This is a genomic window from Loigolactobacillus iwatensis (genome assembly GCF_003950295.1).
Taxonomy (GTDB): Bacteria; Bacillota; Bacilli; order Lactobacillales; family Lactobacillaceae; genus Loigolactobacillus; species Loigolactobacillus iwatensis.
Map to the genome: position 1 here is coordinate 1 of NZ_RHNP01000053.1, position 12,890 is coordinate 12,890.

A 12,890-nucleotide genomic window follows, 5' to 3' on the forward strand; every position below is an offset into this window, starting at 1 on the left:
CACCAAAAGAGCCCTAATCACAAAGTGATTAGAACTCTAATATCTGGATTCACCAACAACAGTTGACGAAGAGCCAATTTCGGCAGCGTTATTCTTATCTATTTTTTAGCAAATTTTACCGCCAAGTTCAGTCATTTCGGCCTTTAAAGCCTCCTGATCTTGCGTTGGTGCAGTATAGGGTTCAACTGTAACGGCCCCATCCAGAATTCCGCTGTCGTCAGTTAACTTAAGCATTGCATTATTGTAATCCAGAGCCAAACCGTTCCCTAAGAAAGTAGTTTCCGGTTGCGCCGTGGTTAACGTCAAACCGAGATTATTATCTAATCCAATGTTGTATTCAGCGTCAGCCTGATCAGCGACAACTAACTGAAATTTATTACCAATCGAGCAAGAACCGCCCAATTTGGAAAATTTGTTTGAACCATCGTCTAACGCCAGAAAAACGTTTTTTCCAGCCGGAATCTTAGCGGCTAAATAAGTTGCGGCTGCTTGTTTGATATTAATTTTCATTGTCATCCACCATCCTATAATGTAATTGGGGTTATTTATCGTAAAATTGATTGACGTAAATAACTCTAGTCAACGCTAACAAGTCATTTTTCTAATGCTTGTTACTTGGGTACAGCAATAAGTCTATCGCAAAATTAGATTTTGCACAATCTATTTGCTCAAAAAATAAACATTATTACCCTATCAACTTTTATTGACTTATTTTAATATGATAATAATTAGTACCGCCACTGACCTGATTTCTTTCACCTGTATTTACATAATCAATAAACCCTCGCCACGTAATAACTATCACGCCACTAGTAAACAAAGGTTTTCAAACAGGCCTAGTCCCCCTCATAATTTTATGCCTTCGCTTTTCCTAAAACCTTTTTAAAATAATTATCAGCCTACCAAAAACTGAATCATTGAGCGCACATATGTCCATAATTTTCCTAACAGCGAGTAAAGTTCATTTAATTTAAATCGGACTAAAGTGGTGGTCACACTTTTCGGTAATCATTCACACCTATTTCAGTTTGCTAAAGAAACTGACTTAAGTAAAACTTTAGTTATCCTTCGGCTGATCTTCACACCTTCTTCTTGATAGTGTTATAAACTAGTGTCAATGGCTTTTAAAAAGCATTCTAACGTATAAAACGGGCCAAATTGATTGGAGTTGTAAAGATGGCGAATAATGATTCGACTATGAGTCGTACAGAATTACGTAACCAGAAAAATAAACAACAACAAAATAAACAAATGGAACGAAATCTTAGCAAAAATAAAAAGAAGAAAAAGCGCCGCCATCATCGAAAATTATGGATTTCTTTAATCTTCATTATTGCAATCTTAGTTGGTATCTTTGTTTGGATTAGTTCGCGTTCATCCTTATCCGGCTCTTGGGTTGAGATCAATAATGCCAGTGGGACAACATATTCGACAACGGATAACATTGATAAACTTAGTAGTTTAACAATCAAAAACAGTAAATATACTTATACTCCCAATAATGAGCAAAATAATGCAACTACAGGCGAGTTTAAAGATAATAGTTCTAGTGATCAGGCCACATTTGATGCCGATACGGCCAATTACACCCTTACCGCTGACAATGATCAAGTGACCTTCACTGCCAACAACGGCTCCCTTACTGGGTTGGGTAGTACTTCAACGGCCACTTTTGTTCGAAAAAATTCAACGGAATATAAGCAAATTAAGGATAAAATCACGGCACAAACTGAAAACAACACAAATAACACTAGTTCAAGTAATACGAATGATTCTAGTTCTACTACTGATTCTAGCTCTGGCAAATTAAGCAGTACCTTTTCCAGTATTAAGGATAAAGTCACGAGTAGTTCATCCTCGACGGCAGATTCAAGCAGTATCAGCGAGCCTACTACCACGGACTCGGCAGGCAGCAGTGCTTCTGAATCAGACCCCACTGAATCAAGCACTACCAATGATAATACCGGTGGCTCTGATATTTTGAACCAAATTCAGAATCGAGTTCAAGGCTGGCTAAGTAATTTCGGCATGCAAACGAATTAATGACATAGTGCAAGTTAGTTGCATAAACTAATGGCGCACCATCTAAATTGCCTTATAATAAAAATAATTATAATCAATAGAGGAAGCCATTAACGTGCGTCGAAAATTTTTAATTTTTATTACTGCATTGGCCACTGGGCTAACTTTTTTTATCGTTAGTCCGGCTACGGCCACAGCACCTACTAAATCCGCCAACCAAACTTACCAAAAACAAAAGATTAGCAATCTGACCAGCACAACCAAAAAAGGCGACTATTTAAACGGTAGTAGTGGCGTCATTTTAACCTTTTTGAAAGATGCCATCCCCATCGCCAATTATTCTCGTGATGGTTTGCAGTTCAGTAATCTTTACACCACCGTTTACGCTAGCGGGCCAGAGCCGCAACAAAATTTATTAAAATACCCCACCGTTTTTGCTGCTGGTCATCACGCGATTTTTGATCAGCCTGAAACAAAGATGGTTAACCACCATTATTTTGTGGCCTTGTTAGTCAATACTGACATCAAAAACACCACTAATCACACCATCACATTTATAGGCCTATCTGGCAATCCGCAAGATCGTTACCGCGTTACGACTGGAAACAAAACAAAACGGATTAGAAAATCTGCCAAAATTGGCATTAACGATGCCACCGCTAATTTAAAGTTAGCACCAGGACAAAGTGTCACCGGCAAAACTTTCCGCATTATCCTTGCCTCTGGTGATTCCATTCGACAAGCTTTTGCAAAAGTTCCTCGTGGCCACCTTAACGTTAAAACTGGCGGCGTTAATGGTACCACCAACGGTAATGCCCGCGTATTGAAACTTAACTTGCATTAACTTTCATCATTATTTGCCCATCCAGAATAATAATGGCTAACTTAAAAGGCCAGACTACCGCAAAAAAGAGGTAGTCTGGTCTTTTTGAAATACTATTTATAAATACAACGATCTAAATCGTGTTTAAAGATTACTTCACTAATACTTTTCCGACCAAGTTAGCTTACACTTGATCACTCCAAAATATGCTCCAACTTCATAGAGTGATCATTTATTAATTACGGTAAAACGACAACCTTACCAAAACTATCTTGGCTGTCCAAAAAGGCCGTTGCAGCACCAGTATGGGCCAAATCAAATGTTTTCGTTGGTGAAACATCCAGATCATGTGCCGCAATTAATTTCAAAAGATCATTAAACTTGGCCTCGGTGACACTGTCAGAGCCGAAGTTTGTCAGATAAGCACCAGTAGGGATTACCATCGGGTCGAAGTCTTTTACCGTCCAAATGCCACCTAGCTCACCAGTAAGACAAATAATGCCGGTTTCTTTTACTGCGGTCAGTGAATTCGCCAAAGTCAGCGCGCCAACTAACTCTAGGACCTTATCGAAACGTTTATTATCAACTTGTAATTGGTTATCCTTATCTTCAAAAACACCGTCAAAACCGGCCGCCTTCAATTCATCACTTTTGGCAAGATTTCGCGTTGTCCCGTAAACTTTAACGCTGGGCTCCATCGCCTTGGCCAATTTGACGGCGGCTACACCAACACCGCTAGTAGCACCACGAACCAATAACGTATCATTCTTTTGTAATTTCAGATTTAACAGTGAGCCATAAGCTGTGAAATAGGTTTCGGGAACGGCCGCTAAATCCGCCCAACTCAAATCAGTTGTAACGGGATAAATATTTGCGTTAGGAATTAACGCATATTCGGCGTAACTGCCATCAAATGCCCGGCCCATGCCGCCCATTAATGTAACTACTTTTTGACCTTTAGGTAAACGTCTTGCGTCAGATGTAGCAGCAATTTCGCCGACGCCTTCAATTCCTAAAATTCGGGGTAATTTCACACTTGGAGACCAGCCATTACGCGTGAAAATTTCGGAACGATTAATACCGAATCCTTTGATTTTAATTAGCGACCAGCCTGGTTTAACTTCCGGCGTAGCAACTTCTTTATAATCAAATACACTAGCGTCCCCTGGTTTTGTTAAAACGATTGCTTTCATATTAATTCCTCCTCATATTATTTGATTAGCGTTAAAACACGATCAACGTTTTCCATAAATATTTTCTGATCATGAATGACTTCTAGTGACCCCATTGTCACTAAGGCCAAATTACCGATAATAAAATTTAAAAACAATTCTTCATTTTCATTCACATCGTCCGGACCGCTTGTAATACTACTGATAATAGTGACCGATATTTTACGTAGGTCCATAAGTTGTTCTACCACTTGCGGCGTATGCCCATATTCAGTTAGGCCACTAATCATTTCCGCAAATGGAATACTAGTTTGACCATAGGAAATAAAGTGAATTGCAAATTGTCGCAAGGCCTCCTTACCAGAATAAGGTAACAATTTTTTGTGCAAACTAACAATTAGATGCTTAATGTATTCTGCTACGACACCGGCCTTTACATCCGCAATATTAACTACATACCGGTAAAGCGACTGGGGTTGTACGCCTAATTCGCGAGCCAAACCATTATAGGTCACCTGACTAAAGCCCTGCTCACTGGCCATCTGTAAGGCCTGATCCAGCACAATTTGTCGTGTTAATGGGTTGCGTTTCAAACGTTCACCTCTTTTAAAGTCTTTCACTTATCTAACTCATGACATGAGTCTATACTATTTTTTCAGAGTTCGCAATTTATAACCTTACTAAGCGGCTACCAAAACATTAAAGTATAAAATAGTAACAACTTGGAGCACGGCATTGATACCAAAGGTAATTTTTTGGCCGTAACCGTTTTGCATCACTAAATTGATCGAACCACAACTTTAAGTCTCGACTGTAAATCACTAGTCAACTGCTTGGCCGCAATACTTGTATCTGCGTTAACAATAAAGTAGCCCAAGCGATCATCAGAGTTTTCCGGAATTTTAACCTTTGTACCAACTTTAGTTTCAATAACATAACGTTTAACCCGGGCGTTGTTTTCCAACAAGGCCAGATTCTCAATTTTTTCAAAAATACCGGCCTTAGTTGCAAATATAAAACCCGTTGCGGCGGCCTTCCGTTTGCTCGGTTTCAACGTTAACGCTAAACCCAAATACAGCTTGATTGTCTCCGTAAAAATATTAATTCCGTAAGCATCATAAACTAGGTCCGAGGTAATCGAATCACCACCTGGCCGCCCGTTCACTTCAACAATTCGTGGTCCAGTAGCCGTTACTTTCACTTCTACATGCGTAGGACCAGCTTGGAAACCTAACGCCAAAACTGCAGCAAAGGCCGTTTGAATAATTTTACTTCGCTGTTCTTTTAAAATAGTAGTTGGAAAAACATGCATTGTCTCAACAAAAAATGGTGGTTGTGTCGTCTTTTTTTCGGTTACTTCGGCAAAAGCAATCTGACCTTGTTGCAAAAAAAGTTCCACACTAAATTCAGGCCCTTGGAGAAATTCTTCTAGCAAATACTCATGTCGTACTTGAAAGCCTAAATAACTCGTTTTAAGTCGCGTTATTGTCTGAAAACGACGTGCTAATTCTGCCGCGGTGCGGATATAAAAAACTGCAATACTACTGGCCGTATTAGTTGGTTTCAATACCAACGGGTAACCAATTCTATTCGCTGCAGTTTTGGCGTTATTCAGTGTGGTTACTTTTTGAAAAGCCGCACTGCTAACACCCTTCTTTTGGTAGATCTGTCGGGCAAGATCTTTGTTACGGGCGGCCTGGGCGGCTACTAATGGTGTTCCAAAGACACCTAAAGACTGAGCAACCGCTGCGGTTACTGCGGTAACGTAATCCGTGCAAGGAATCAGGGCGGCAAAGTGCCGATAAGGACTCTCCTGGATTGCGGTCAAAATTGCCGAAACAGAACGCACATCGGCAATAATTAAATCATCAAATAAATCCTGATAACCATATTTTTCAGGGTCAGTTGCGTCCTCAACAAGGCAGATTACTTCACAACCCAATTTTTTAGCTGAACGGACAAATTCAACGCCATAAAAACTAGGTTCAACTAATAAAACTCTTTTTTTCATATTCAACACCTCAACTATTTTTCGGCATTGCCGTCGTCAGAATCATGCCAATTGCCATGATAAACGCCATGCATAAAAAGCCATAATTTGCGCCGTAAGAATCATTTAAAACACCAATGTAAGTTGATGCAAAAATCTCAATAAATTGTGCCATCCCATTCCATAATGATGTGGCCCGACCCATGAACTGACTATCAATATGTGTCATTAAAATTGTATTTAGAACAATTCGTAAAGATGAGTTGGCCAGACCAATAAGCAAACTAGCAATGTACATTAGACTAATCTGATGACCAAGAAACAACACAATCAAGGCTAGCACGACAATACTAAATAAAGTAAACGTAATTATCTTTTTTCTGAATTTTCTTAAGATACTAGCCATTAACAAGCCAGAAACCAACCCACCAATCCCATAGGACATATCTGCAAAACCATAAACAACACTGTTGGACCTTAGTATTGTTGCAACGTAGTCTGGTGATGATACGTTAAAAAGTTGGGTGACAATCAAAGGTAAAATTGAAAGCAATCCGACAATTAAAATTAGGCGATTATGCAAAATATATTTTAAACCACCCTTTAACCCACTGTTCATCCCCTGGGTCATAGAAGGCGGATCTTTTTTTATTTTAACGATGAGTAAACTACTTACCAAAAAGACTAAGGCGTTGATCACTAAAATAACCGTAAAACCAGTGTAATGTAAGATCACACCAGATGCGGCGCCTGCCGTAAACATCCCAACTTGTAAGGAAATTTCAATAAAGGAATTGGCCGAACCAAGCATTCCTTTGGGGAGCATCGTTTGCACGTAACTACGTGAGGCCGCCATGTAAGTAATCCAACCGGCGCCTGTAATCAACGCCAACAGATACATTAACCACAGTGAAAAACCAGTACTTGCAAAATAAAGTGCAATTAAAGCAATGAGCCCGCCGCGAACCAAAAAGGTTATAAAAATAACGGTTTTTCGGGAAAAACGATCGGTAATACTCCCAGCAAGTGGTGCCATTAAAAAACCAGCTAGCACGTTAAGTGTTAAATAAATTCCCACATACTGATTTGAATGCGTTTCTGCTAACAAATACCAGTTGGCACCCACAGTGGTCATGCCAACGCCAAAGCTAGAAATAATGTCCGCGAAAAAGAAATTTCTAAATTCATGATTTTTTAATAAATTAAGCATGCTGCTCACCCTCACCATTAAGTTGGTGACCAAGTTGAGCCGCCAGTTGCAAGGCGGCCTGATCATTTTTAATTTCTAAAGGTCGATTTGCTTCACCAATAAGTGCTGATTTAAAGGTCATTTGGAGAAATTCACAAATGTAACGAAACTGTTGGACAATCAACTGACCTTTTTCTTGTGGCTGATCACTGCCAACTAAGACTAAATAAATCTGCTTGCCTTTCATCTTTTCCCGAAAGCTCTGCTCCAGCTTAAGTGACTCCGACCAATGATCAATAAAGGTCTTCATTAGGCCGGACATGCCGTACCAATAAATTGGTGTGGCAAATACAATGACCTGTGCTGCTAAAACATATCTAATTAAGCGCGGATAATCATCAATCAGGCGGGGCCACTCCCAATCGTGCCGGTGATCAACAATTGGCCGTAACTTAAACGTTTCAAGCTCAAGCTCCGTAAACGGTACCCCCGCTAGCATCGTCTTCGCCAGATAGGTTGAATTACTTTCTTGGCGTGAGCTACCAGTGATCAAAACTATTTTCATGTCGCCATCTCCTCATTTATTTTTTAAGTCTAGCATGCTGATCACCAATGCCGTATACTTGTTGCATATAGTTCACAAGGAGCGTGAAAACGATTTGATTACTACTTTCGGTACCACTTACAAGCGCCTACGAGAGGCCAAAAATATCACTATGCAAAAGGCAGCGGACCACATTGTTTCTAAATCCTTTTTATCACGTTTTGAGCGAAACCTAACCAACATTAGCTTTGCAAAACTTTACGCATTACTTTTAAATATCAATGTTTCCGTTGCGGAATTTATTTTTATTGATAACATCTACCATCACCGACACCAAGCTTTTTATTTTGATGACACTAAGGATTACCTCGACCAAATCACAAAACTTACTCACCAACAATTGATTAACGACTACTTTAAAAAATGGCAACAAAATCAATCAACTTATAATTATTTCAATTATTTGAAGCAAAAACATTTAACACGCACTGAGCATTTAACGCCCACTGAAATTCACGAAATCAGTAATTTTTTATTTAACATTGAAACCTGGACCCACTACGAAATTCGTTTATACATGAGCACCATGGATGTTTTTCCCGCACCAACTGTCTACGCCTTGACTAAACAATTACTTCATAATGGGGAAATCACCCTAAACGTCGACTGGAATCACCAGGCAGACTTCACCTATATTTTGTTGAAATCGGCCTTACTGGCTTGCTATCAGCATGATCTGGAAAACGCCGTTTATTTTTCTAATCAAGTGGTCAAAACCATTGATAACGAGCAATACCTTTACGAAAAAACTGAACTACACTTTATTCACGGCCTGATTTATTTGCAAAAAAAAGAAACCGCCTTGGGAAACCAAACGATTAATGAAGTCTTTTCAATATTTAAACAATTAGATTCCCCAAACCTGTTACGCCTTTACCAGCAGCGTCTAAAAAAGTTTCAGACCTGGCAGTCTTAAGAAAAGAACTGACTTGCATTTAAATTTTGAATGCGATTCCGAATTAGATTTGCGGAAGTTGTTACCGCCGCAAATAAAACGCTAAGCGCTAAATGACACCGGTCATGTTTTAAACATTATTTTTCAGGTCAGTTTGAACGTATTTAAAATATCCACTCCACTTCGAAATAAAAGTAGCCTGTAACCAGAATAATCTGGTTACAGGCTACTTACTTAACAAAATTAATGTTTAAAAGAATAGATTGCAAGAATGAATACTACTAGAGTTTCAAATTATGCCACAACAGAATATTATTACTGACTTCATTGGCAATATTAATCTGACTCTGGGAAATTTAACTTTACTTGATTTAAGTGGGCTGTTAAACAATGTGCACTAAAACACTAAATTGAATTATTTAATCATCTGAACTAGGCTAAGTTTGCGAGGTGATTGGATGTCGTATTTTAAAACTAACGACAATGTAAAACTTTATTATTCTGAATCAGGTCAAGGCCAAAACTTATTATTGGTGCACGGCTACGGTTGCTCGGGAAAATATTTTGAAAGAAATATTCCTGAACTTAACCAACATTTCCACGTCATCACCGTTGATTTACGCGGTCATGGTAATTCTAATAACGTTAATAGTGGCGCCCGGATTTCCCGGTTGGCAACTGATATTCATGAGTTATTAGCGCAATTGAACCTAACAAATGTTACTTATCTCGGCTGGTCAATGGGCTGCTCCGTTGGCTGGTCATACTGGGATCTTTTCCAAAATGATCGGTTAAGCAAATTTATCTTCGTTGACGAACCTGCATGGGCGTTAGCTACCAAAGAAAACCCCTCAGGCCTACTAAATTATCAGGCCACGCTTGATTTTTGTCAGTCTCTATCCACCAATAAAGAGGAAGCACTCGGTAGTTTTATTAAGGGAATCGTAATTGATAAAACAATTGACTTAACGGATTTATTGGCCGAATCAAATAAGGGTAAAACTGATTTCATTGCCCCATTGTTCTATAATCATATGGTAAACAATTGGTCAGATGTTATCAAAACAATCACAATCCCTAGTTTGGTGATCTCAGGCAAAAAAAGTTTCTTTAATTGGAAACTGGTCAAACAGGTCAGTGATGAATTACCAAAAGGGCAATTTGAAAGTTTTGCCAACGTCGGCCATATGCTATTTTATGAAGAAGCAGATCACTTCAACAAATTAGTTACTAACTTTGTCCAAGCATAACTGGTTGTTCTGGCCAAGTATTACTCAGTTTATATTTATAAATGAATTAAGTCTGTGTTCAGAAAACAGGTTTAACTTTTTTAAAAACTTATCCAAGAAAAAAAATTTATAATTCTCCTTTGCTTTATCGCCGATTAATAGCGTATGATAGACATTAAATCATTATTTATAAATTTAACCAAGGCAAAATGACACGTTCATTTGCTGTACGGTGCTTGTATATCTTTGTGGCCTTCAGGTTACCATTGAAAAGTACCTTCTGTAGTTTTTTACTACATGAAGTGCATTTTCCTTGGTTCTGGAGGTTATTTTTTGCATCAAATAGAAAAACAAGTCCCAACGCAAACCAAACTGGCCATTTTTGGAACCGCCGGCCTGGCCTTTTGTGGCGTATTAGTTGAAACATCGATGAATGTCACCTTTCCCACCCTCATGGAACAATTTAACACTTCGTTAAGCACTGTCCAATGGGTAACCACGGCCTATTTACTGGCGGTGGCCGCCGCTATGATTGTTGCGGCCTTTGTTCAGAATAATTTTAAAACGCGGACGATTATCAATATCAGTGGGACCGCATTTATTTGTGGTGGCCTGCTATGCGCCACGGCATCCATTTTACCAATACTTCTGTTAGGCCGAATCATTCAGGCCTTAGGTACTGGTTTTGCCATGCCGTTAGTTTTTGCACTAATTATGCATCAGGTCCCATTTCATCAACAAGGTAAATTCACTGGAACTGCTGGGATGATCATTGCTATGGCCCCTTCACTAGGGCCAACCTATGGCGGTCTGATCACGCAGTTCGCTACTTGGCCAGTGATTTTTTGGATCACAATTCCTATTGGGGCAATCTGTTGGTTAATCGCTAGTAAAAATATGCCCCAGTTAGCCGACACGCAACAACAAAGATTCCCACTGTTCCAGTTTATTTTTGCGGTAATTGGACTAATTTTATTGACGCTAGGCCTTAATAACGCTGGAACTGCTGGCCTTGGCGCACCCGAATGCTATCTACCAATAATTCTCGCCTTACTGGCCTTCACTATTTTTGTTCAACTGGCCAATCATAGTGCACACCCACTGATTCAATTGTCAGTTTTCAAAAATCAAACCTTTGTTAAAGTGTTACTGCTCTACTTTTTAATTCAGTTTGTTCAAATTGGCATGTCCTTTTTACTGCCAAACTTCGCCCAATTGGCTTTAGGCCAAAACGCCTTAATTTCCGGTTTACTTTTACTAGCTGGTAGTTTAGTTTCCGCTGTATTATCACCAATTGCGGGGGCTTTAATGGATCGCCGTGGCTTCAAACAACCAATTTTACTAGGAACTGTTTTCTTGTTGGCGTCCACGCTGTTATTCGCCCTCTTTGCCCAGCATTTAACTATTCTGATGATTATTGTTTTTAATGTACTTTACATGATTGGCTTCAGTTTCATGTTCAACAATTCGCTGACTTTCGGATTGCAACAAGTTCCTCAGGCCCAAATCGGTGATGGTAATGCATTATTCAATACTTTACAACAATACGCGGGCTCACTTGGAACAACGGTCATGGCAGTTATGTTGGCCAGTGGCGCCCGGTTAACGCCTAATGCAACCTCGGTGGTCCAAACGGTTAATGGGAGTCAACTTGCCTTATGGTTGAGCTTCGGCGTAATTGTGATCGTTGCTTTGCTTGCCCTATCAATCAAGGCTAAGCCCCAACAATAGCGAGTATTTAAAACAATCCATTAGTTAGAAAAACACAGTAAAAACATTTTTAAAGCAAACAATTAGCACTACTATCAGATCAGGATTAAACCACAAAGAGGCCTGGACAAAAATCCAAGCCTCTTATTATGCGGACATTACTCTAGAACGTACACCAAAAATTGGGGTTCACGTGCCTTCCGACATTTTTTAAACACTGGCTAACTGATTGCAGTTTTGTAGTCAACGCCCAACCGTGTAGCGATCCCAACGATTTCTTCTAACGTCCGATCGTCAATGATGATGCCGTTTTTCTTCCGATCTTTGTAGGCAATTGCTTCCTTATCGCCGTGAACATAAATTGTTTTGCCGGGAATAGCCGGTAATTCGCGAATATTCTGTAAATAACGAGAAAAGCGATCAATAATTTGCTCCTTGTCACCAAAGATAGTTGGATCAATTGCGGTAAAACTTTGGCAAGGACCTACACTCAAGTCATCTGGGGTAATTTCATTTGAGATATTTCCCATTGATAAAATTGATGTGAAAACTTCAACAATAATCCCCAAGCCAAAGCCCTTGTGACTGCCAGTGTCCTCGGAAACACCTCCTAAGGGTGCTAACCCAACATTAGCCTCTGGATCGCGCAATGCCTTAAAGGAGGCCTGATCACGATGATCGTAGACTGGCTCGTTACCATTTTTGGCCACCCACAATGCTGGTAAATTCTTCTCCAACTTATTATAAACTTCAATTTTTCCTTGAGGAACTGTCGTCGTGGCACAATCAAAGATAAACGTATGGGGCTTGGCCGGCATGGCAAAGGCAATCGGGTTAGTGCCAACAAAGGCCTTAGTAGCGTGTGTCGGTAGCATCGCTGGTCGCGAATTACAAGATGACATCCCGATCAGCCCCTGTTCCGCCGCCAAGTTTGCGTAATATCCGGCAATTCCGTAGTGACCGGAATTCCGCGTAGTCACAATACCAATTCCATGTTGTTTTGCCTTTTTAATCGCCAAATCCATGCTAAAGATACCGTTTAACTGTCCAAGACCAAAATGAGCGTCAACCACTGCCGAAACATCCGTTTCCTTAACGACTTCTGGTTTACTATGTACGCGAATCTTACCATTTTGAATGAAGTCATCATACATGATCAGACGCTGCACACCATGTGACTGGGCCTAGAATAAAAAGTGTACAAGTTAAATAGAGACTCTGATTTAGTATAATTAAGGAAGTAAATTGGAGGATCA

The 12,890-nt window shown here is 39.7% G+C and carries 11 protein-coding genes and 1 pseudogene; 5 read left to right on the forward strand and 7 right to left on the reverse strand.

From position 1 onward, the window contains the following. Positions 1-105 precede the first annotated feature (105 nt). Entirely contained in the window at positions 106-510 is a 405-nt protein-coding gene (locus EKM98_RS11110) for an iron-sulfur cluster biosynthesis family protein (RefSeq protein WP_125982642.1), read from the reverse strand. Positions 511-1,176: 666 nt separating this feature from the next. Between EKM98_RS11110 and EKM98_RS11115 the strand changes: the two genes are divergently transcribed. Continuing rightward, positions 1,177-2,043, forward strand: coding sequence for a hypothetical protein (locus EKM98_RS11115; protein ID WP_125982643.1), 867 nt, complete (start codon positions 1,177-1,179; stop codon positions 2,041-2,043). Between the two features lie 94 nt (positions 2,044-2,137). Then, a complete protein-coding gene (locus EKM98_RS11120) occupies positions 2,138-2,866 on the forward strand; it encodes a hypothetical protein (RefSeq protein WP_125982644.1) in 729 nt (242 codons plus the stop codon). Positions 2,867-3,084: 218 nt separating this feature from the next. On the opposite strand, the gene EKM98_RS11125 is transcribed toward EKM98_RS11120, so the two are convergent. From EKM98_RS11125 to EKM98_RS11145, 5 genes are all read right to left on the reverse strand, one after another. Beyond that, a complete protein-coding gene (locus EKM98_RS11125) occupies positions 3,085-4,038 on the reverse strand; it encodes an alcohol dehydrogenase catalytic domain-containing protein (RefSeq protein ID WP_125982645.1) in 954 nt (317 codons plus the stop codon). Between the two features lie 17 nt (positions 4,039-4,055). Beyond that, a complete protein-coding gene (locus EKM98_RS11130) occupies positions 4,056-4,610 on the reverse strand; it encodes a TetR/AcrR family transcriptional regulator (RefSeq protein ID WP_125982646.1) in 555 nt (184 codons plus the stop codon). 185 nt (positions 4,611-4,795) lie between these two features. Beyond that, the gene (locus EKM98_RS11135) at positions 4,796-6,028 is read right to left on the reverse strand and encodes an ATP-grasp domain-containing protein (RefSeq protein WP_125982647.1); all 1,233 of its coding nucleotides are present in this window, start codon (positions 6,026-6,028) and stop codon (positions 4,796-4,798) included. Between the two features lie 10 nt (positions 6,029-6,038). Beyond that, entirely contained in the window at positions 6,039-7,217 is a 1,179-nt protein-coding gene (locus EKM98_RS11140) for an MFS transporter (protein WP_125982648.1), read from the reverse strand. Then, entirely contained in the window at positions 7,210-7,761 is a 552-nt protein-coding gene (locus tag EKM98_RS11145; RefSeq protein ID WP_125982649.1) for a flavodoxin family protein, read from the reverse strand. Before EKM98_RS11145 ends, EKM98_RS11140 begins: the two co-directional genes overlap by 8 nt. A gap of 94 nt (positions 7,762-7,855) precedes the next feature. On the opposite strand from EKM98_RS11145, the gene EKM98_RS11150 reads away from it, so the two are divergent. From EKM98_RS11150 to EKM98_RS11160, 3 genes are all read left to right on the forward strand, one after another. Then, positions 7,856-8,716: a helix-turn-helix domain-containing protein gene (locus EKM98_RS11150; RefSeq protein ID WP_164512710.1), complete on the forward strand. Its 861-nt coding sequence runs from the start codon at positions 7,856-7,858 to the stop codon at positions 8,714-8,716. 437 nt (positions 8,717-9,153) lie between these two features. Further along, the gene (locus EKM98_RS11155; protein ID WP_125982651.1) at positions 9,154-9,945 is read left to right on the forward strand and encodes an alpha/beta fold hydrolase; all 792 of its coding nucleotides are present in this window, start codon (positions 9,154-9,156) and stop codon (positions 9,943-9,945) included. Positions 9,946-10,257: 312 nt separating this feature from the next. Beyond that, positions 10,258-11,655 (forward strand): DHA2 family efflux MFS transporter permease subunit, encoded by a 1,398-nt coding sequence (locus EKM98_RS11160; RefSeq protein WP_225418577.1) that lies wholly within the window; start codon positions 10,258-10,260, stop codon positions 11,653-11,655. A 200-nt stretch (positions 11,656-11,855) separates the two neighbouring features. Here EKM98_RS11160 and EKM98_RS11165 read toward each other — a convergent pair. Further along, positions 11,856-12,815: pseudogene (locus EKM98_RS11165) on the reverse strand (Ldh family oxidoreductase); the annotation flags it as partial. Between the last annotated feature and the right edge of the window lie 75 nt (positions 12,816-12,890).

Coding starts and splice junctions, on each gene's coding strand:
- EKM98_RS11110 (WP_125982642.1), bottom strand. CDS start 510: ATGAAAATTAATATCAAACAAGCAGCCGCAACTTATTTAGCCGCTAAG.
- EKM98_RS11115 (WP_125982643.1), top strand. CDS start 1,177: ATGGCGAATAATGATTCGACTATGAGTCGTACAGAATTACGTAACCAG.
- EKM98_RS11125 (WP_125982645.1), bottom strand. CDS start 4,038: ATGAAAGCAATCGTTTTAACAAAACCAGGGGACGCTAGTGTATTTGAT.
- EKM98_RS11135 (WP_125982647.1), bottom strand. CDS start 6,028: ATGAAAAAAAGAGTTTTATTAGTTGAACCTAGTTTTTATGGCGTTGAA.
- EKM98_RS11140 (WP_125982648.1), bottom strand. CDS start 7,217: ATGCTTAATTTATTAAAAAATCATGAATTTAGAAATTTCTTTTTCGCG.
- EKM98_RS11145 (WP_125982649.1), bottom strand. CDS start 7,761: ATGAAAATAGTTTTGATCACTGGTAGCTCACGCCAAGAAAGTAATTCA.
- EKM98_RS11155 (WP_125982651.1), top strand. CDS start 9,154: ATGTCGTATTTTAAAACTAACGACAATGTAAAACTTTATTATTCTGAA.